Below are 19070 nucleotides of genomic sequence, written 5' to 3'. Positions count from 1 at the left end.
TTTTGAGGATTGGCGAAAGTTAGATATCCATCACACTTAACTGTCTTTTCTTTTCGCGTATGATAATGAGCTCTAACATAATGGCTGCACGTAAATGATTTTCGGGGAAATATATGGCTAAGCAGGATGAACAACGGCTATTAGTTAAGATTGCCACGCTCTACTATCTTGAAGGACGAAAGCAGTCCGATATCGCTCAACTTCTCTCGCTTTCTCAGTCATTTATCTCCCGAGCGATCGCCCGCTGCCAAAAAGAGGGCGTGGTCAAAATCAGCGTTGTTCAGCCATCGAATATTTTCCTCAATCTTGAAAAAGGCCTCGAGGATCGCTACGGAATTAAACAGGCCATCGTCGTGGATACCGAAGACGACGCCAACGATCACACCATCAAGCGCGCCATCGGTTCCGCCGCCGCCCACTATCTGGAAACGCGATTGCGGCCGAAAGATCTGATCGGCGTCTCTTCATGGAGTTCGACTATCCGCGCAATGGTTGATGAGGTTCACGCGCAAAACCTGAAGGCCAACGGCGTGATTCAACTGCTTGGCGGCGTGGGCCCAAATGGTAACGTGCAGGCGACTATCCTGACCCAGACCCTGGCGCAGCATCTGAACTGTGAAGCCTGGCTACTCCCTTCCCAGAGCATTGAAGGCTCCACTGAGGAGAAAAATCGCCTCGTGGCCAGCAAAGATGTCGCCGACGTCATTGCCCGCTTCGACGAAGTCGATATCGCCATCGTCGGAATTGGCATCCTTGAGCCTTCGCAGCTGCTCAAAACTTCCGGTAACTACTATCACGAAGATATGCTCCAGGTGCTGGCGGAACGCGGCGCCGTGGGCGACATTTGCCTGCACTACTACGATAAAAACGGCAAGGCGGTGTTGCGCGATGATGAAGATCCTGTGATCGGCATGGCGCTGGAGAAGGTGAAGAAGTGCCCTAACGTGGTGGCCCTTGCCGGTGGCAGCGAGAAGGTGGCGGCTATCAAAGGCGCGCTTTCGGGCGGTTATATCGATGTTCTGATCACCGATTATCCAACGGCCAGGCTGCTTATCGCCGGGTAATTTCCTCACTCAAACACTTTCCCACAGCCTTTACGCTCTCCTTCAGGCGTAAAGGCTTAGGCAATAAATTTTTATATTTCAATCGTATATAACCATCCAACCGCGCTCTTTTCCTCCGACATCCGGAAGCTTCACCAAACGGATAAGTGTGATTGCCAGCACAATTGATAACTTTTCCGGTAGCCCGACGGGAAGTTTCTGGCTAAGGTAACAAATAAATAATCACTATCGAATATATATTCAGTGATTAAAAAAGTGAAAACGAATTGTCACATCATGGCCTGCTAAGAAGCAATGCGATAAAGAGGAATACCGACTTCCCCCTCCGCGCCAGGACGAAGTGTGACTCAGGAGACTACCTAATGCAGGCAACACGTAAAGAGTTCATCATTGCGCTGGACGAAGGCACCACCAATGCCAAAGCCGTCGTACTCGATAGCCGCGGCCAGGTCGTGGTGAAATTCTCTCAGCCGCTGGCGATCCAGACGCCGCGTGAAGGCTGGGTCGAGCAGTCGGGAGAAGTCCTGGTTGACGCTTCGCTGGCGGTTATCGCGAAAGCGGTAGCGCACGTTGGCGCAGAAAACGTCGCGGCATTAGCCATCAGCAACCAGCGCGAGACCGCGATCGGCTGGTATCGCCAGAGCGGTAAGCCAATTAACGCCGCGATCACCTGGCAGTGCAGCCGCAGCGCCGCGTTTTGCGATGAACTGCGCCACAGCGATAAAGAGCAGCAAATCAAGGCCGTGACCGGCCTGCCGATCGCGCCTCTGTTTTCGGCCTCGAAAATGCGCTGGCTGCTGGAATCTCTTCATGAGGGGCGCGCGCTGGCTGAGCGCGGAGAAATCTGCCTCGGCACTATCGACAGCTGGCTGCTGTGGAACTTAACCCAGGGCGATGCGTTCTACTGCGATTACTCCAATGCCGCGCGTACCCAGCTGCTGAACCTGCAAACCGGCCAGTGGGACGACGACATGTTGGCGCTGTTCCAGATCCCGCGCGCCGCGCTGCCGGAGATCAAGCCCTCCAGCGGATTGTTTGGCTATACCCGGGGGTTGAACGCTATCCCAGACGGTATTCCGGTGATGGCGATGGTCGGGGATTCCCACGCCGCGCTGTTTGGCCACGCGCTGGGCGAACTCGGCTGCGTGAAAGCCACCTACGGTACGGGGTCATCGGTGATGGCGCCGGTAAAATCCGCACAGTGCGATATCGACGCGCTGGCCACCACCATCGCCTGGCACGACGGCGACAGCATCACCTACGGACTCGAAGGTAATATTCCGCATACCGGCGATGCCGTAGCGTGGATGGCGGACAGCACCGGCTTGAGCGAACTTTCCGATGCTGAACTGGCGCATGAACTCAACACCCTGCCCGCCTCCGTGGACTCCACGCTGGGCGTCTATTTTGTACCGGCGTTAACCGGCCTGGGCGCCCCGTGGTGGGATGACAGCGCCCGCGGCGTGATTTGCGGCCTGAGCCGCGGCGTCAAGCGCGCCCATCTGATTCGCGCCGCGCTGGAATCCATTACCTATCAAATTGCCGATGTTGTGGTGGCGATGCGCCAGCAGGACGACTTCCACTTAACGGCGCTGATGGTCGACGGCGGCCCGACTAAGAACGACTGGTTAATGCAGTATCAGGCTGACCTGCTTGGCTGCCCGGTGATGCGCAGCGACGTTGCCGAGCTGTCGGCGATTGGCGCGGCCCTCCTTGCGCGCAAGGCCCTGAATCCGGGAACGGTCACCGACCTGAAAGCCTTTTTAACCGAACACAGCGAATTTATCCCCGATATGGCCCGCCACCAGCGCCTGCAGAAGAGATGGCAGGAGTGGCGCCATGCGGTGAACAGAACATTATGGAAACCGGCAACGTCCGCCTGACGCCCACCAGGGAATCGAACGCGTGACGCACCTTAGAGCCTATTCCCGTAGGCGTTATTGGCGCAGGCAGTTTGAATACGGACAGCGCTTCGATCCCGGAGCGTACACGTAGTACGTGAGGATTAACTCGCGATGCTCGCCCTCCGGGCCGCCCTGAAGGGCGTTCAAAATGGCCAGTAAAATAGCCCTAATGGATAGGCTCTTAATTATCAACAAAAGGAGACCCCCGGCCCATAAACTCGATTTGCAGGCCTTACGTTGTTTCACCGTACCCGACAATAACAACCAAGAGAGAAAATTGTCATGAAATTACGTTTAACGCTTTTAACCGCAGCCACCCTGACCGCCTTTTCTTTCGCTGCCCAGGCGGCAGAAAAAGGCACCATTATGATCATGGTTAACTCGCTGGATAACCCCTATTACGCCTCTGAAGCCAAGGGCGCCAGCGAAAAAGCCAAAGAGCTGGGCTACCAGACCACCATTTTGTCGCATGGCGAAGATGTCAAAAAACAGAATGAGCTGATCGATACCGCCATCGGTAAAAAAGTTCAGGGCATTATTCTGGATAACGCCGATTCCACCGCCAGCGTCGCCGCCATTGAAAAAGCGAAGAAAGCGGGTATTCCGGTGGTTTTAATCAATCGCGAAATTCCTGTCGATGATATCGCGCTGGAGCAAATTACCCACAATAACTTCCAGGCCGGTTCTGAAGTCGCCAACGTATTTGTCGAGAAAATGGCGGAAAAAGGAAAATATGCCGAACTGACCTGTAACCTTGCAGATAATAACTGCGTGACCCGCTCTAAATCTTTCCACCAGGTGATTGACCAGTACCCGGATATGGTCAGCGTCGCTAAACAGGACGCGAAGGGCACCTTAATCGACGGCAAGCGCATTATGGACAGTATTCTGCAGGCGCACCCCGATGTTAAAGGCGTAATTTGCGGCAACGGTCCCGTTGCTCTTGGCGCCATTGCCGCGCTGAAAGCGGCGAATCGTAACGATGTGGTGGTGGTCGGTATCGATGGCAGCAACGATGAACGCGACGCGGTAAAAGCCGGCACCCTGCAGGCCACCGTGATGCTTCAGGCACAGGCCATCGCCGCTCAGGGGGTGACCGACCTCGATAACTACCTGCAAAAAGGTGAAAAACCGGCCAAGCAGCGCGTGATGTTCCGCGGCATTCTGATTACTCAGGACAATGCAGACAAAGTGCAGGACTTCAATATCAAATCCTGATTTCGGGTTGTTGCGCCCCGTCCGGGGCGCACAGGAGCGTATTATGTATAAAAAAATCTCGCTGATGCTGGTCGTTCTCGCGCTCGGAGGCTGTCGTATCGTCTCTCAGCAGGAGCTGGCCGATCTTAAATCTCCGCCCAATCCGCATATGGCGGATATCGATCGGACATGGCAAGACCAGCTGGTTCCCCAGGTTGTGGCTAAAGCTCGCCCCGTTGCCGAGCTTATGACCGCCCTGCGCGCGGCGAAAGATATTGATAGCGCCTGCAAAGCGTTAGGCTATCGCGCTCAGGACGAAAACCCCTGCGTGTTTTACGTCAAAGTCGAAGGCAATATCAGCAAAATTGATTCCGCTTCGCGCAGCGGAAAAATGACGATTGAGGATACCCACGGCGGCAACGTGGTGGTGCAAATTGGCCCGACGCTGCGCGGCACATTATTACGCGACGGCTATCAGGGCTCCAGCTATCAGGACTTTAACGATCAGGTGCTGTTTGGCGAATATAGCCGGAAGATTAACGAACACGCGGTAAAAATGATCCAGACGGCGCAAGTGAAAACCGGCGAAGCGGTACAGGTGTACGGCGTGTTCTCGGCCTGGGATATTCCACAGAACATTCCTGATATTACGCCAGCAAAAATTGTTCGTTTGGGAGGACAATAACATGCAGCGGCAAGAACTCGTCAATTCCCAACCAGTCGACTCTGAAGTTATTATCGAAACCCGCGAATTATCCCGTGTTTATCCGGGCGTCGTCGCCTTAGATAACGTGAATTACCGGGTCTATCGAAATAAAGTAAACGTTCTGATCGGTGAAAATGGTGCGGGTAAATCCACCATGATGAAAATGCTTGCTGGCGTTGAAACACCCTCGTCCGGTCAAATTATTCTTGATGGCGCTCCGGTGACCCTTAGCTCGACGCACCAGGCGGAAAAGCAGGGAATCAGCATCATATTTCAGGAGTTAAATTTATTCCCGAATATGAACGTCATGGATAATATTTTTATGGCTAACGAATTCTTTCAAAAAGGGAAAATTAACGAAAAATATCAATATGAGTTAGCCAAATCATTACTGGAAAGGCTGGAGCTTGATGTCGATCCCTACACCCAACTCGGCGAATTAGGCATCGGCCATCAGCAACTGGTAGAAATTGCGCGCGCGCTTTCAAAAGACACCCGGGTATTAATTATGGATGAACCCACTTCCGCGCTCAGCCAGTCGGAAGTCAAAATCCTGTTTAACGTCATTGAGCAGCTTAAACGTCGCGGCGTCACCATCATCTATATTTCCCACCGTCTGGAAGAGCTAATGGAAATTGGCGACCACATCACCATTTTCCGCGACGGGCGCTTTATCAGCGAGCGCGAGGTCAGCGACGCCAGTATTCCGTGGATTATCGAACAGATGGTCGGCGATAAGAAAAAACATTTCGACTACCGGCCGGCGCCGAAAGGCGAAGCGGTGCTTGCGGTTGAAGGTCTGACGGCGCTTCATTCCAGCGGCGGCTATAAGCTCAACGATGTGACCTTTACCTTAAGTAAGGGAGAGGTGATCGGCATCTATGGCCTGCTCGGCGCCGGACGCACGGAGCTGTTTAAAGGCCTGGTCGGTCTGATGCCCTGCCAGAGCGGGAACGTCCATCTCAACGGCGAAAATATCGACAAGGCGCCGTTCCAGGCGCGGCTTAAAAAAGGGCTGGCGCTGGTGCCCGAAGACCGTCAGGGCGAAGGCGTGGTGCAGATGATGTCGATTCAATCGAATATGACCCTCTCTGATTTCAGCCTGCAGGGCTTTCGCCGGGCGTGGAAGTGGCTCAATCCGCAGAAAGAAATCGCCTGCGTCAAAGAGATGATTCGCGAACTGGCGATCAAGGTCAGCGACCCCGATCTGCCTATCACCTCGCTCAGCGGCGGCAACCAACAAAAAGTGGTGCTCGGCAAAGCGCTGATGACGAAGCCGGAGGTGGTGTTTCTCGACGAGCCCACTCGCGGTATCGACGTCGGCGCGAAAACCGACGTATATCACCTGATCGGCAAAATGGCCCAGCAGGGTCTGGCAGTGATGTTCTCTTCATCGGAGCTGGATGAAGTGATGGCGCTGGCGGATCGCATCCTGGTCATGGCCGACGGCCGGATTACTGCCGATTTACCGCGTCATGCGGTGACCCGCGAAAAATTAATCGCGGCTTCAACACCTCAAGATTAATCAGGCTGGAACCCATCATGAACCAGAAATATATGATTTATATGTACCTGCTGAAGGCCAGAACGTTTATCGCTCTGCTGCTGGTTATCGCGTTCTTCAGCGTGATGGTACCGAATTTCCTGACCACATCTAACCTGCTGATTATGACCCAGCACGTGGCCATCACCGGCCTGCTGGCCATCGGCATGACGCTGGTTATCCTGACGGGCGGTATCGACCTCTCCGTCGGCGCCGTCGCCGGCATCTGCGGCATGGTGGCCGGGGCGCTGTTAACCAGCGGCCTGCCCTTATGGAACGGCAGCGTTATCTTCTTCAACGTACCGGAAGTGATCCTCTGCGTGGCGCTCTTCGGCGTGCTGGTCGGCTTTGTGAACGGCGCGGTCATCACCCGCTTCGGCGTTGCGCCCTTTATCTGCACCCTGGGCATGATGTATGTCGCCAGAGGCTCGGCGCTCTTGTTCAACGACGGCAGCACCTACCCGAACCTTAACGGCATGGAAGCGCTGGGCAACACCGGTTTTTCCACCCTCGGATCCGGGACGCTGATGGGCATTTATCTGCCAATCTGGCTGATGATCGGCTTCCTGCTGCTGGGCTACTGGCTGACCACCAAAACCCCGCTGGGCCGCTATATCTATGCCATCGGCGGTAACGAATCCGCCGCTCGTCTGGCCGGCGTGCCTATCGTTAAGGCAAAAATCTTCGTCTACGCCTTCTCCGGCCTGTGCTCGGCGTTCGTCGGCCTTATCGTCGCCTCCCAGCTACAAACCGCGCACCCGATGACCGGCAATATGTTCGAAATGGATGCCATCGGCGCCACCGTGCTCGGCGGAACCGCGCTGGCGGGCGGTCGCGGTCGGGTGACCGGCTCAATCATCGGCGCGTTCGTCATCGTCTTCCTCGCCGACGGCATGGTGATGATGGGCGTCAGCGACTTCTGGCAGATGGTCATTAAGGGCGTGGTTATCGTCACCGCCGTCGTCGTCGACCAGTTCCAGCAAAAACTGCAGAACAAAGTCATCCTGATGCGTCGTCATGAGGAGAAGCTGGCTGCGGCAGGAGCCACCAGTTAATCACGTCTTTATTACCCCGCCGGACGCTCTGCCGCCCGGCCTCTATAAGGGATGAAAAATATGCAAAGAAATTTCACAAATAAAACGGTGGTTATCACCGGGGCCTGCCGCGGAATTGGCGCCGGTATTGCCGAGCGCTTTGCTCGCGACGGCGCGAATCTGGTGATGGTCTCTAACGCCGAGCGCGTCCACGAAACGGCGGAAACCTTACGCCAGCGCTATCAGGCCGATATCCTGTCGTTACAGGTTGATGTCACCGATGAAGCGCAGGTGCAGTCGCTGTACGAGCAGGCGGCGGCACGTTTCGGCGCCATCGACGTCTCTATCCAGAACGCGGGGGTGATCACCATCGACTATTACGATCGCATGCCAAAAGCCGACTTTGAAAAAGTGCTGGCAGTTAACACCACCGGCGTCTGGCTGTGCTGCCGCGAGGCCGCCAAATATATGGTCAAACAGAACCACGGCAGCCTGATCAACACCTCTTCCGGCCAGGGCCGCCAGGGGTTTATCTACACCCCGCACTATGCCGCCAGCAAAATGGGCGTGATCGGCATCACCCAGAGCCTGGCCCACGAGCTGGCGCCGTGGAATATCACCGTCAACGCCTTCTGTCCGGGCATTATCGAGAGCGAGATGTGGGACTACAACGATCGCGTCTGGGGCGAAATCCTCAGCACCGAGCAGAAGCGCTACGGTAAAGGCGAGCTGATGGCGGAGTGGGTCGAAGGCATTCCGATGAAGCGCGCCGGCAAACCGGAAGACGTTGCCGGGCTGGTGGCATTCCTGGCTTCCGATGATGCGCGTTATCTCACCGGGCAGACCATCAATATCGACGGCGGCTTGATTATGTCGTAGTTGGGCTGTTTCCTCGGGTTGCGGCTGACGCCTTACCCGGGCTACAGATCGGCACGGTTTGGTCACCTGGCGTGCCGCAGGATATTTATTCAGAGAGTGATAACTATGATCGCAAAAGATTTTGCCCAACAGCTATTTAATCTGCAGGACCGCGTGGCCTTTGTAACCGGCGCGGGCAGCGGCATCGGCCAAATGATTGCTTACGGACTCGCCAGCGCGGGCGCTCGGGTCGTCTGCTTCGATCTCCGCGAAGATGGCGGCCTTGCCGAAACCGTAAAAAATATCGAAGCCATCGGCGGCGAGGCCTGTTTCTACACCGGCGATGTGCGCCAGCTTAGCGACTTACGCGCTGGGGTGGCGTTGGCAAAAAGCCGCTTTGGCCGCCTTGATATCGCCGTCAACGCCGCCGGTATCGCCAACGCCAATCCGGCGCTGGAGATGGAAACCGAGCAGTGGCAGCGGGTGATCGATATTAACCTCACCGGCGTATGGAACTCCTGTAAAGCGGAAGCCGAACTGATGCAGGAAACGGGCGGCGGTTCGATTATTAATATCGCCTCGATGTCCGGCATTATCGTTAACCGCGGCCTCGATCAGGCCCATTACAACTGCTCCAAGGCGGGCGTGATCCACCTGTCAAAAAGCCTGGCGATGGAGTGGATTGGCAAAGGGATTCGGGTCAACTCCATCAGCCCCGGCTATACCGCCACGCCGATGAACACCCGGCCTGAGATGGTTCATCAGACTCGCGAATTCGAAAGCCAGACGCCGATCCAGCGTATGGCGAAGGTTGAGGAGATGGCCGGCCCGGCGCTGTTCCTCGCCAGCGATGCCGCATCGTTCTGTACCGGCGTTGACCTGGTGGTTGATGGTGGTTTTGTCTGCTGGTAGAACGGACCGAATACCGGTATGGATGTCAATATACTGGCAGCGACCGGCGAAGCAGTATGCAGGGTGGCGGCGCGATTGTTTTAACCGGTCGATGTTCTCTCGCCGTCCATCCTGCCCCATAAGCAGAAAAAAGGTGCCTTAAGGTGCCTTACCCAGCCTGCGGATAAGCGGGGATAGCTCCCCGCATACCGGCTACTTCTTCGTTTCGTAAGCGAGAACGGCCTTAAACTCCATACTACGTTCTTTGATGCTCAGCTCGCACAGCGAGTCGCGCCCCATTAACGTCAATCCCAGCGCTGTCAGACACAGCACGATGATTGCCACCAGGGCGTATTTTGTCAGCATCTCGTTGCCTCCATGCGAAGAAGAGGCTACTATCCAGCGTGCTAGGTTTGGATTGTAGGCCTCAGGTTGATGGGAACATCTCCTGAGGCTTCGTCTTTCTGAATCCTCACCTAAGCCTGAACGCAGAAAGCCTCAGGCACCCGCCGTCATCATACGCTTCCCTGCGCAATTCACTGTATATTTAACCAGCTAAATCCCTTTTTCAGAAAACGTTTAGACGGCCTACTTTCCGGGGAAGGTCACGCTGTTGCCCGGCGCTTCGCGATGCAGGTGAATAAAGTTCAAATGACGCTCGTACTGGTCAAGAATATCGGTAATGACCTGTTCTTTGCTGTAGTCCATCAGGTCGTTGCCCTGACTCCCTTCCAGCAGGAAGGTCTCCAGACGATAGTAGGTCGACTTCCCGCTGCGCGCCCGGTAGGTAAAGCCGGGAATGGCGTACTGCTGCGGCCAGATCTGATAAACAAAGTTCTGCTCATCGCCCATATGCACCAGCAGGTCAAGATGGCCAAGGCTGTCTCCCTCTTCCGGCGGCAGGCTTTTCAGCTCGACGTAAGCGCCGCGCAGCTTCAGCTCCTGCGCCACCTCTTCCATCGCCGGGAAGCACACCGTCTCCATCATCTGGCGGGTATAGCGCGTGCCGGGGTAGTTCATCAGCCGCGACAGGCGCTTCTTCCAGCTCAGGCGATCCTGCACGCCGAGCGGTCGCGGGGCGGTGTCGCGGTTGGCGCTCTCGCGGCGATAATCCTCAACCTTCAGCGACTTATATAACCCCGCCATCACGAAGAAGATCACGAAGCTAAACGGCAGCCCCATAATCACCGTTGCGTTCTGCAGGGCGGAAATGCCGTTAGTCATCAGCATCCCCAGGGTCAGCAGGCCGATAACCACCGACCAGAAGATGCGCAGCCAGTTTGGCGCATCGCTGTTGATATCCTTCAGCTTCGAGGTGAAGTTACCCAGCACCAGCGCCCCGGAATCCGCGGAGGTCACATAGAACAGCAGGCCGGTAATGGTTGCCACCGAAGCGCTAAAGGTAAACGCCGGATACTGCGCCAGCAGGTTATAGAAGCCGCGCTCCGGGTGGGCGACCGCCTCGGCGGCGAAGGCCGCGTTGCCGTGGATGATTTCATACAGCGCGCTATTGCCGAACACCGACAGCCACAGCAGGGTAAAGGTGAACGGGATAATCAGCGTTCCCACCACAAACTGACGAATGGTGCGTCCACGTGAAATACGCGCCAGGAACAGGCCGACAAACGGCGACCACGCCACCCACCACGCCCAGAAGAACAGGGTCCAGTTATTCATCCACTCTACCGGCCGATCGAAGGCGAAGCTATTAAGGGTCATGCCCATAAAACGATTCACATAGTCGCCAACGTTGAGCACCAGCGCGTTGAGCAGAAACTCGGTGTCGCCCATAAACAGGATGAACAGGATCAGCCCGAGGGCCAGCACCACGTTAAGCTCGGAAAGAATACGGATGCCTTTATCCACCCCAGAGGTCACCGAGATAGTGGCGATGATCACCGACAGTACGATCAGCGCCGCTTTCGCCCCCAGCGAATCCGGAATATCAAACAGCACGTTGAGGCCGTAGTTTAGCTGCACCACACCAATCCCGAGGGTGGTGGCGATACCGAAGATGGTGCCAATAACGGCGGCGATATCCACGCTGTGGCCAATCGGACCATTAATCTTCTTGCCGAAGATCGGATAGAGCGCGGAGCGGATGGTCAGGGGTAAATTATAACGATAGCTAAAGTATCCCAGCGCCATCCCCATCAGGGCATACATCGACCATCCGGTCAGCCCGTAGTGAAACAGCGTCCACACCATCGCCTGGCGCGCCGCCTCCATGGTCTGCCCCGCCCCTTCCGGCGGCTGCATATACTGGGTCACCGGCTCGGCGACGGAGAAGAACATCAGGTCGATGCCGATACCGGCGGCGAACAGCATTGCCGCCCAGCTGAGCATGCTAAATTCCGGCTTCGAGTGTTCCGGCCCGAGCTTCACCGAACCGAAACGCGAGCAGGCGATGCACACCACAAACACAATATAGAGCGTCGCGGCCAGCAAATAGTACCAGCCGAAGGTGCGGGAAACCCAGTTCAGGGTACGGCCAATCCAGGCCGCGGAAAAATCGCTGAAGAAAAGAGTCATCAGGGAAAACAACAAAATCAGTCCGGCGGAAGTGTAAAAAACCACCGGATTGATTTTGTCCTTTTCTCTGCTCGGTGAAAGGTCTGTCATCCATTCTCCTTACTGTTTTTGCAACTATTAAAACAAAAATCCGCAACAATTAAGACACATTTTATATTGAACGTCCAATCAAAAACCGCTTTAATAGATAAACAAAGCTGATGAATGGAGTCTACGAAATGCCCAAACTGGGGATGCAACCGATACGGCAGCGGCAGCTGATTGACGCCACCCTGGCCGCCATCAATGAAGTGGGAATGCACGATGCCACCGTCGCGCAGATCGCCCGACGGGCTGGCGTATCGACCGGCATCATCAGCCACTATTTCAAGGATAAGAACGGGTTGCTGGAAGCGACGATGCGCGATATCACCGGCCAGCTGCGCCAGGCGGTATTGAGCCGCCTGCACGCCCTGCCCGACGCCGGCCCGCAGGAACGCCTACGCGCCATCGTGGCGGGCAACTTCGACGACAGCCAGATAAGCAGCGCGGCGATGAAAGCCTGGCTCGCCTTTTGGGCCAGCAGCATGCATCAGCCGATGCTCTATCGCCTGCAGCAGGTCAGCAGCCGACGACTGCTGTCGAATATCGTCTATGAATTCCAGCGCGCCCTGCCGCGCGAAGAGGCGCAGGAGGCCGGATACGGTCTCGCCGCGCTGATCGACGGGCTGTGGCTACGCGCGGCGCTGAGCGGTAAACCGCTGGATAAAGCCCGCGCCGAAACGCTCGCCGAGCACTTCATCAGCCAATACCTGCCACCGACTTCTCAATAATGGAGGACCCATGTCCCGAATGGCCGAACAGCAGCTTTACATCGACGGTGGTTATGTATCCGCCACCAGCGGTAAAACCTTCGAGACGATTAACCCCGCCAACGGGGAAGTGCTGGCGACCGTCCAGGCCGCCGGGCGCGAAGATGTCGACCGGGCGGTAAAAAGCGCCCAAAAAGGGCAAAAAATCTGGGCGGCGATGAGCGCCATGGAACGTTCGCGCATTTTGCGTAAAGCGGTAGATATTCTGCGCGCTCGCAACGACGAACTGGCGCGTCTGGAAACCCTCGATACCGGCAAACCGCTGAGCGAAACCGCCGCCGTCGATATCGTCACCGGCGCGGATGTGCTGGAGTACTACGCGGGCCTGATCCCGGCGCTGGAAAGCAGCCAAATCCCGCTGCGCGACAGCGCATTTGTCTATACCCGCCGGGAACCGCTGGGCGTGGTCGCCGGGATCGGCGCCTGGAACTACCCGATCCAGATCGCCTTGTGGAAATCGGCCCCGGCGCTGGCGGCCGGTAACGCGATGATCTTCAAACCGAGTGAAGTTACCCCGCTCACCGCTCTGAAGCTGGCGGAGATCTACCGCGAAGCGGGCCTGCCGGCAGGCGTGTTTAATGTGCTACCGGGCACGGGCGCCGAAACCGGTCAGTATCTCACCGAGCACCCGGACATCGCCAAAATCTCCTTTACCGGCGGCGTCGCCAGCGGCAAAAAAGTGATGGCTAACGCCGCCGCTTCTTCACTGAAAGAAGTAACCATGGAGCTGGGCGGCAAATCACCGCTGATCGTCTGCGAAGACGCCAGCCTCGACCTCGCCGCCGACATCGCGATGATGGCTAACTTCTACAGTTCAGGCCAGGTCTGCACCAACGGCACCCGGGTATTCGTTCCGGCACGCCTGAAAGCGGCGTTTGAAGAGAAAATCCTCGCGCGCGTGGCGCGTATCCGCCCCGGCGATCTGTTCGCTGAAGGCACCAACTTCGGGCCGCTGGTGAGCTTTCCGCATCGCGATAACGTGCTGCGCTACATCGAGACCGGTAAGCAAGAAGGCGCGCGCCTGCTCTGCGGCGGCGAAGCGCTGAAAGGCGAAGGCTTCGACCACGGCGCGTGGGTCGCCCCGACGGTGTTTACCGACTGCGATGACCAGATGACCATCGTTCGCGAAGAGATCTTCGGCCCGGTGATGTCGATTCTGAGCTACGACGATGAAGAAGAGGCCCTCCGCCGCGCCAACGCCACCGAATATGGCCTCGCCGCCGGCGTCGTCACCCCGGATTTAAACCGCGCCCATCGCCTGATTCATCGGCTGGAGGCCGGGATCTGCTGGATCAACACCTGGGGCGAATCCCCGGCGGAGATGCCGGTCGGCGGCTACAAGCACTCCGGCATTGGCCGCGAAAACGGCGTGCAGACGCTGCACAGCTACACCCAGATAAAATCCATCCAGGTTGAGATGGGTCAGTTTCAATCCATATTTTAACCAGGAGGTCATTTTTGCAGTTTGACTACATTATTATTGGTGCCGGTTCCGCCGGCAACGTACTGGCGACACGACTGACGGAAGATCCCGATACCACCGTCCTGCTGCTGGAAGCGGGCGGCCCGGATTACCGTTTCGACTTCCGCACCCAGATGCCCGCCGCGCTGGCCTTTCCCCTCCAGGGTCGGCGCTATAACTGGGCCTACGAGACCGAGCCTGAACCGCATATGAACAATCGCCGCATGGAGTGCGGACGCGGAAAGGGCCTCGGCGGATCCTCGTTAATTAACGGCATGTGCTATATCCGCGGCAACGCCATGGATCTCGACAACTGGGCCTCGGCGCCGGGGCTGGAGCACTGGAGCTACCTCGACTGCCTGCCCTACTACCGCAAAGCGGAAACCCGCGATATCGGCGCCAACGACTACCACGGCGGCGACGGCCCGGTCAGCGTCACCACGCCAAAGCAGGGCAATAATCCGCTGTTCCACGCGATGATTGAAGCCGGCGTACAGGCCGGCTACCCCCGCACCGACGATCTCAACGGCTATCAGCAGGAAGGGTTTGGCCCGATGGATCGTACCGTGACGCCGCAGGGACGCCGCGCCAGTACCGCGCGCGGCTATCTCGACCAGGCCCGCGCGCGTCCCAATCTGACTATTCGCACCCACGCGCTGACCGATCATATTATTTTTGCCGGCAAGCGCGCCGTCGGCGTCGAATGGCTGGAGGGCGACAGCGCCGCACCGTCAAAAGCCACCGCCAATAAAGAAGTGCTGCTCTGCGCGGGCGCTATCGCCTCGCCGCAGATCCTGCAGCGCTCCGGCGTCGGCAACCCGGAACTGTTGCGCCAGTTCGATATTCCGCTGGTTCACGTCCTACCCGGCGTCGGCGAGAACCTGCAGGATCATCTGGAGATGTACCTGCAGTACGAATGTAAAGAGCCGGTGTCGCTCTACCCGGCGCTGCAGTGGTGGAATCAGCCGAAAATCGGCGCCGAGTGGCTGTTCGGCGGGACCGGCATTGGCGCCAGCAACCAGTTTGAAGCGGGCGGATTTATCCGCAGCCGCGAGGCGTTTGCGTGGCCGAATATTCAGTACCATTTCCTGCCGGTAGCGATTAACTACAACGGTTCAAACGCGGTAAAAGAGCACGGATTCCAGTGCCACGTCGGTTCCATGCGCTCCCCGAGCCGCGGGCACGTGCGTCTGAAATCGCGCGACCCGCACCAGCATCCGGCGATCCTGTTCAACTATATGTCGCATGAACAGGACTGGCAGGAGTTCCGCGACGCCATTCGCATCACCCGTGAAATCATGAGCCAGCCGGCGCTCGATAACTATCGCGGCCGGGAGATCAGTCCGGGCATTGAGTGCCAGAGCGATGCCGAACTGGATGAATTCGTGCGCAACCATGCGGAAACCGCCTTCCACCCCTGCGGTACCTGTAAAATGGGCTACGACGAGATGGCGGTGGTCGATGGCGAAGGTCGGGTTCACGGGCTGGAAGGCCTGCGCGTGGTCGACGCCTCGATTATGCCGCAGATTATTACCGGCAACCTTAACGCGACCACGATTATGATTGGCGAAAAAATGGCCGATGCCATTCGCGGCCGCCAGCCGCTGCCGCGCAGTACCGCGACTTATTATGTCGCCGGGGATGCGCCGGTTCGCCGCTAAACGATCTATGCCGGGTGGCGGCGTCGCCTCACCCGGCCTGACCGCGATTTTCCCGGATTGCGCTACGCTTATTCGGGCGACTCATCGCGCACGGCCTGAATTCAACGAAAATCTTCCAGCCGCTTTATCTGCCGTCCACCAGCATCAAAGTTCTCCGGCGCCAGCCACGCCCGCAGCGCCGCATCGCGCGCGGGCCATTCGCTATCGATAATCGACAGCATATCGCTATCGCGGGTGCGTCCTTTACGCACCATCCTCTGGCGAAGACGCCCTTCCCAGGTAAACCCCAGCCGATCGGCGGCGCGGCGGGAGGCGAGATTCATCGAGTCGCACTTCCACTCCAGCCGACGATAGCCGTGAGCAAAACCATTTTGCAGCAGCAGCCATACCGCCTCGGTCCCGAGCGGCGTATTTTTCATCGCCCGCGACCAGGTGACGTGGCCAATCTCCACCGTGCCCATCGCCCGTTCAATCGCCATATAGCTGACCAGCCCGACGGCCCGCTCGGCGTGCAGATCGATAACCGCATACGGTACCAGCCCGTCGTCCATGACCTTGCCGGTGATCCAGTGCGCCGTTGACTCCACGCTCTGCGGACAGTTGCTGGCCAGCCACGTCCAGTCGCTGTCATCGCCGAGGGCATAGGCAGCAAACAGATCCGCCGCGTGCCGCTCGGTATCCAGCGGCTCCAGCCGGCAAAAGCGGCCATTTAACGCCGTGCGGCGCAGAAGCCCCGCGCCCTGCCAGCCCGGCACGCGATCGTTGACCTGCTGACCAAATTCATTGATTTCCGGCACGCTTATCTCTCCCGTAGTGTTATCAGGTTGTTATATCAAGAAACCCGGATTGCAGGAAGATGCTGGCAGAATAAGCGACTGAGTTAAGATGGGATGAAAATCAGCCCCGCTTGCGCGAGGCTTAGCGGGGCTACGAGTGGATGGCCCGGTAAGGCGTTTACGCCGCGACCCGGGAAATCATCCTCTTACTTCGCCAGGCTCGCGAAGCGGGCGAATACCGCATCAAAAATCGCCAGCCCTTTTGTCACCTGTTCGGCGCTGATGGTGCACGGCGGCACCACGTGAATGCGATTTTCCACGACGAACGCCAGCAGGCCGGCTTCGGTCAACGCGCCTTTAATGGCCGCCATATCGGCCGCGCCCAGCGGCGTTTTATGTTCGCGGCTGCTGACCAGCTCCAGCGCCTGGAACAGACCGCGGCCGCGCACGTTGCCGATAATCGCGTGCTTCTCCGCCAGCGCTTCCAGCCCCGGACGCAGCACCTCATTGCCGATGGTCGCCGCGTTTTCCACCACCTTCTCTTCTTTCATCGCGTCAATGGTGGCGACAATCGCCGCCATCGCCAGCGGATGACCGGAATAGGTTAGCCCCCCGGCAAAGAAATGGTCATCAAAGTAGCGGGCGATCGGCTCGCTGATCAGCACGCCGCCGGCCGGGACGTAGCCGGCGTTAACCCCTTTAGCGAACGTCACCAGATCCGGCACTACGCCGTCCTGCTCGAAGGCGAACCAGCTCCCGGTGCGGCCAAAACCGGCCATCACTTCATCGAGGATCAGCACAATACCAAACTCGTCGGCCAGCGCCCGCACGCCCTGCATATAGCCCTCCGGCGGGACAAGAATCCCGGCGGTCCCCGGAATTGACTCCAGCAGAATCGCGGCAATCGCGTTCGGACCTTCACATTCGATCATCCGCCGCAGATGGGCCAGTGCGCGCTGGCACTCCTCTTCTTCCGTCGTGGCGTTAAATTCGCTGCGGTAGAGATAGGGGTTAAAGAAGTGAACGTGACCGCGCGAATACTCGTTCGGCACGCGCCGCCAGTCACCGGTGGCGGCAATCGCGCTGCCGGTATTGCCGTGATAGGAACGATAGGCGGAGAGCACTTTATCGCGCCCGGTATAGAGCCGCGCCATACGGATGGCGTTCTCGTTGGCATCGGCGCCGGCGTTGGTGAAGAACACTTTGCTAAAACCTTCCGGCGCCAGCTCGACAATCCGCTTCGCCGCTTCGCCGCGGGCGAGGTTGGCGGTGGCGGGCGCGATAGTCACCAGCTCTTCCAGCTGGGCTTTCATCGCCGCCAGTACGCGAGGGTGCTGATAGCCAATGTTGACGTTGACCAGCTGGCTGCTGAAATCGAGGTAAGTATTGCCTTCGTAATCCCACAGCTCGCAGCCTTTTGCCCCGGCGATCACCAGCGGATGTAAATTGCCCTGCATCGACCATGAATGAAACACATAAGCGCGATCCAGCTGCCGAACTTCATCATTGCTTATCGCTACATCGTTCTGTAGTGCCAGCTTCATACCCTGCCCTCTCTCATGTCGTTGTTGTTGGCCTCATCATTGGCCGTTCAGAGGAGAAACGGATAGAGCCAGTCAGGCGAAAATGATGTGACACCGTGTCACATCGCCGCGCGCCGACTGGCCCTGTGCCCGCGCGCGAAGGGTTTCTATAGTGGGAGCGACAACCTGCACAGGAGAATGAAATGGCAACGAGCAAAGTGGTGTTTATTACCGGGGCGACCTCGGGTTTTGGGGAAGCGGCGGCGCAGGTCTTCGCCGATGCGGGCTGGTCGCTGGTGCTGAGCGGACGCCGTTTTGAGCGGCTAAAGAAGTTACAGGACAAGCACGCCTCGCAGGTACCGGTGCACATTATCGAACTCGACGTGCGCGATAGCGATGCGGTCGCCGCGGCCGTAGCGGCGCTGCCCGCTGAGTTCGCCGATATCACGACATTGATTAACAACGCCGGACTGGCGCTGTCGCCGCAGCCCGCGCAGAAAGTGGATCTGGACGACTGGAAAACGATGATCGATACCAACGTCACCGGGCTGGTTAACGTGACCCACGCGCTGCTGCCGACGCTGATTAACCACGGCGCGGGGGCGAGCATCATCAATATCGGCTCTATCGCCGGGCAGTGGCCCTATCCCGGCAGCCACGTCTACGGCGCCAGCAAGGCTTTCGTGAAGCAGTTCAGCTATAACCTGCGCTGCGATCTGCTCGGGACCGGAGTGCGCGTGACCGATCTCGCGCCGGGTATTGCCGAGACGGAATTTACCCTGGTGCGCACCAAAGGCGACCAGGCGGCGTCGGACAACCTGTATCGCGGCACCACACCGCTGAGCGCGCGGGATATTGCCGAACAGATGTTTTATATCGCCACGCTGCCGGACCATATGAATATCAACCGGGTCGAAGTGATGCCGGTGCGTCAGGCCTGGCAGCCGTTCGCCATCGATCGGGATTAAGGTTTGGTTGTATCAGACACCGCGCCCGGGCCCGGTAGCCCGGACAGGCGCGTCAAGCGCCGCCTCCGGGAAAGTGTACAGGGGTTCCGTTCACTATTAT

16 protein-coding genes are annotated in these 19070 nt (G+C 57.8%); 12 read left to right on the top strand and 4 right to left on the bottom strand.

The features are described from left to right. Positions 1-113: 113 nt before the first annotated feature. From IYV58_RS07320 to IYV58_RS07285, 8 genes are all read left to right on the top strand, one after another. The gene (locus IYV58_RS07320) at positions 114-1064 is read left to right on the top strand and encodes a sugar-binding transcriptional regulator (protein ID WP_004130309.1); all 951 of its coding nucleotides are present in this window, start codon (positions 114-116) and stop codon (positions 1062-1064) included. Positions 1065-1426: 362 nt separating this feature from the next. Beyond that, a complete protein-coding gene (locus IYV58_RS07315) occupies positions 1427-2947 on the top strand; it encodes an FGGY family carbohydrate kinase (protein WP_195729509.1) in 1521 nt (506 codons plus the stop codon). A gap of 303 nt (positions 2948-3250) precedes the next feature. Next, positions 3251-4186 carry a D-ribose ABC transporter substrate-binding protein gene (locus IYV58_RS07310; RefSeq protein ID WP_004130307.1) on the top strand — a complete coding sequence of 312 codons (936 nt, stop codon included), beginning with the start codon at positions 3251-3253 and terminating at the stop codon, positions 4184-4186. A 43-nt stretch (positions 4187-4229) separates the two neighbouring features. Beyond that, entirely contained in the window at positions 4230-4850 is a 621-nt protein-coding gene (locus IYV58_RS07305) for a DUF2291 family protein (RefSeq protein ID WP_170100663.1), read from the top strand. A 1-nt stretch (position 4851) separates the two neighbouring features. After that, entirely contained in the window at positions 4852-6396 is a 1545-nt protein-coding gene (locus IYV58_RS07300) for a sugar ABC transporter ATP-binding protein (RefSeq protein WP_004130303.1), read from the top strand. 17 nt (positions 6397-6413) lie between these two features. Next, positions 6414-7469 carry an ABC transporter permease gene (locus IYV58_RS07295; RefSeq protein WP_004130301.1) on the top strand — a complete coding sequence of 352 codons (1056 nt, stop codon included), beginning with the start codon at positions 6414-6416 and terminating at the stop codon, positions 7467-7469. A gap of 60 nt (positions 7470-7529) precedes the next feature. After that, complete coding sequence (locus tag IYV58_RS07290; protein WP_004130299.1) at positions 7530-8327, top strand: SDR family oxidoreductase; 798 nt, start codon at positions 7530-7532, stop codon at positions 8325-8327. Positions 8328-8432: 105 nt separating this feature from the next. Next, complete coding sequence (locus IYV58_RS07285; RefSeq protein ID WP_004130297.1) at positions 8433-9218, top strand: SDR family oxidoreductase; 786 nt, start codon at positions 8433-8435, stop codon at positions 9216-9218. A gap of 192 nt (positions 9219-9410) precedes the next feature. Here the strand turns inward: IYV58_RS07285 and IYV58_RS07280 are convergent, their stop codons facing one another. Further along, complete coding sequence (locus tag IYV58_RS07280) at positions 9411-9563, bottom strand: Hok/Gef family protein (RefSeq protein WP_112165465.1); 153 nt, start codon at positions 9561-9563, stop codon at positions 9411-9413. A gap of 222 nt (positions 9564-9785) precedes the next feature. Then, positions 9786-11819 carry a choline transporter gene (locus tag IYV58_RS07275; RefSeq protein WP_195729508.1) on the bottom strand — a complete coding sequence of 678 codons (2034 nt, stop codon included), beginning with the start codon at positions 11817-11819 and terminating at the stop codon, positions 9786-9788. Between the two features lie 128 nt (positions 11820-11947). Between IYV58_RS07275 and betI the strand changes: the two genes are divergently transcribed. The 3 genes from betI to betA are packed head-to-tail and all read left to right on the top strand — an operon-like array spanning position 11948 to position 15703. After that, positions 11948-12541 carry a transcriptional regulator BetI gene (gene betI / locus IYV58_RS07270; protein WP_004130288.1) on the top strand — a complete coding sequence of 198 codons (594 nt, stop codon included), beginning with the start codon at positions 11948-11950 and terminating at the stop codon, positions 12539-12541. Positions 12542-12551: 10 nt separating this feature from the next. Continuing rightward, on the top strand, positions 12552-14024 hold the full coding sequence (gene betB, locus IYV58_RS07265; RefSeq protein ID WP_195729507.1) for a betaine-aldehyde dehydrogenase: 1473 nt from the start codon (positions 12552-12554) through the stop codon (positions 14022-14024). A 14-nt stretch (positions 14025-14038) separates the two neighbouring features. Then, entirely contained in the window at positions 14039-15703 is a 1665-nt protein-coding gene (gene betA / locus IYV58_RS07260) for a choline dehydrogenase (RefSeq protein WP_142446220.1), read from the top strand. A gap of 101 nt (positions 15704-15804) precedes the next feature. On the opposite strand, the gene IYV58_RS07255 is transcribed toward betA, so the two are convergent. Together IYV58_RS07255 and IYV58_RS07250 are read right to left on the bottom strand one after the other, a co-directional pair. Then, positions 15805-16500: a GNAT family N-acetyltransferase gene (locus IYV58_RS07255; protein WP_004130276.1), complete on the bottom strand. Its 696-nt coding sequence runs from the start codon at positions 16498-16500 to the stop codon at positions 15805-15807. A 185-nt stretch (positions 16501-16685) separates the two neighbouring features. Beyond that, positions 16686-18023, bottom strand: coding sequence for an aspartate aminotransferase family protein (locus tag IYV58_RS07250; protein WP_139529628.1), 1338 nt, complete (start codon positions 18021-18023; stop codon positions 16686-16688). Between the two features lie 182 nt (positions 18024-18205). Between IYV58_RS07250 and IYV58_RS07245 the strand changes: the two genes are divergently transcribed. Continuing rightward, positions 18206-18970 carry an SDR family NAD(P)-dependent oxidoreductase gene (locus IYV58_RS07245; RefSeq protein WP_195729506.1) on the top strand — a complete coding sequence of 255 codons (765 nt, stop codon included), beginning with the start codon at positions 18206-18208 and terminating at the stop codon, positions 18968-18970. Positions 18971-19070: the final 100 nt, after the last annotated feature.

This window comes from Klebsiella sp. BDA134-6, assembly GCF_015601345.1.
Lineage (GTDB): Bacteria > Pseudomonadota > Gammaproteobacteria > Enterobacterales > Enterobacteriaceae > Klebsiella > Klebsiella grimontii.
This window is presented reverse-complemented; position numbering and strand designations above follow the sequence as displayed.

What these genes read in the sequence shown, in the direction of transcription:
- IYV58_RS07320 (WP_004130309.1), top strand. Translation starts at nt 114, where the DNA reads ATGGCTAAGCAGGATGAACAACGGCTATTAGTTAAGATTGCCACGCTC.
- IYV58_RS07315 (WP_195729509.1), top strand. Translation starts at nt 1,427, where the DNA reads ATGCAGGCAACACGTAAAGAGTTCATCATTGCGCTGGACGAAGGCACC.
- IYV58_RS07310 (WP_004130307.1), top strand. Translation starts at nt 3,251, where the DNA reads ATGAAATTACGTTTAACGCTTTTAACCGCAGCCACCCTGACCGCCTTT.
- IYV58_RS07305 (WP_170100663.1), top strand. Translation starts at nt 4,230, where the DNA reads ATGTATAAAAAAATCTCGCTGATGCTGGTCGTTCTCGCGCTCGGAGGC.
- IYV58_RS07300 (WP_004130303.1), top strand. Translation starts at nt 4,852, where the DNA reads ATGCAGCGGCAAGAACTCGTCAATTCCCAACCAGTCGACTCTGAAGTT.
- IYV58_RS07295 (WP_004130301.1), top strand. Translation starts at nt 6,414, where the DNA reads ATGAACCAGAAATATATGATTTATATGTACCTGCTGAAGGCCAGAACG.
- IYV58_RS07290 (WP_004130299.1), top strand. Translation starts at nt 7,530, where the DNA reads ATGCAAAGAAATTTCACAAATAAAACGGTGGTTATCACCGGGGCCTGC.
- IYV58_RS07285 (WP_004130297.1), top strand. Translation starts at nt 8,433, where the DNA reads ATGATCGCAAAAGATTTTGCCCAACAGCTATTTAATCTGCAGGACCGC.
- IYV58_RS07280 (WP_112165465.1), bottom strand. Translation starts at nt 9,563, where the DNA reads ATGCTGACAAAATACGCCCTGGTGGCAATCATCGTGCTGTGTCTGACA.
- IYV58_RS07275 (WP_195729508.1), bottom strand. Translation starts at nt 11,819, where the DNA reads ATGACAGACCTTTCACCGAGCAGAGAAAAGGACAAAATCAATCCGGTG.
- betI (WP_004130288.1), top strand. Translation starts at nt 11,948, where the DNA reads ATGCCCAAACTGGGGATGCAACCGATACGGCAGCGGCAGCTGATTGAC.
- betB (WP_195729507.1), top strand. Translation starts at nt 12,552, where the DNA reads ATGTCCCGAATGGCCGAACAGCAGCTTTACATCGACGGTGGTTATGTA.
- IYV58_RS07250 (WP_139529628.1), bottom strand. Translation starts at nt 18,023, where the DNA reads ATGAAGCTGGCACTACAGAACGATGTAGCGATAAGCAATGATGAAGTT.
- IYV58_RS07245 (WP_195729506.1), top strand. Translation starts at nt 18,206, where the DNA reads ATGGCAACGAGCAAAGTGGTGTTTATTACCGGGGCGACCTCGGGTTTT.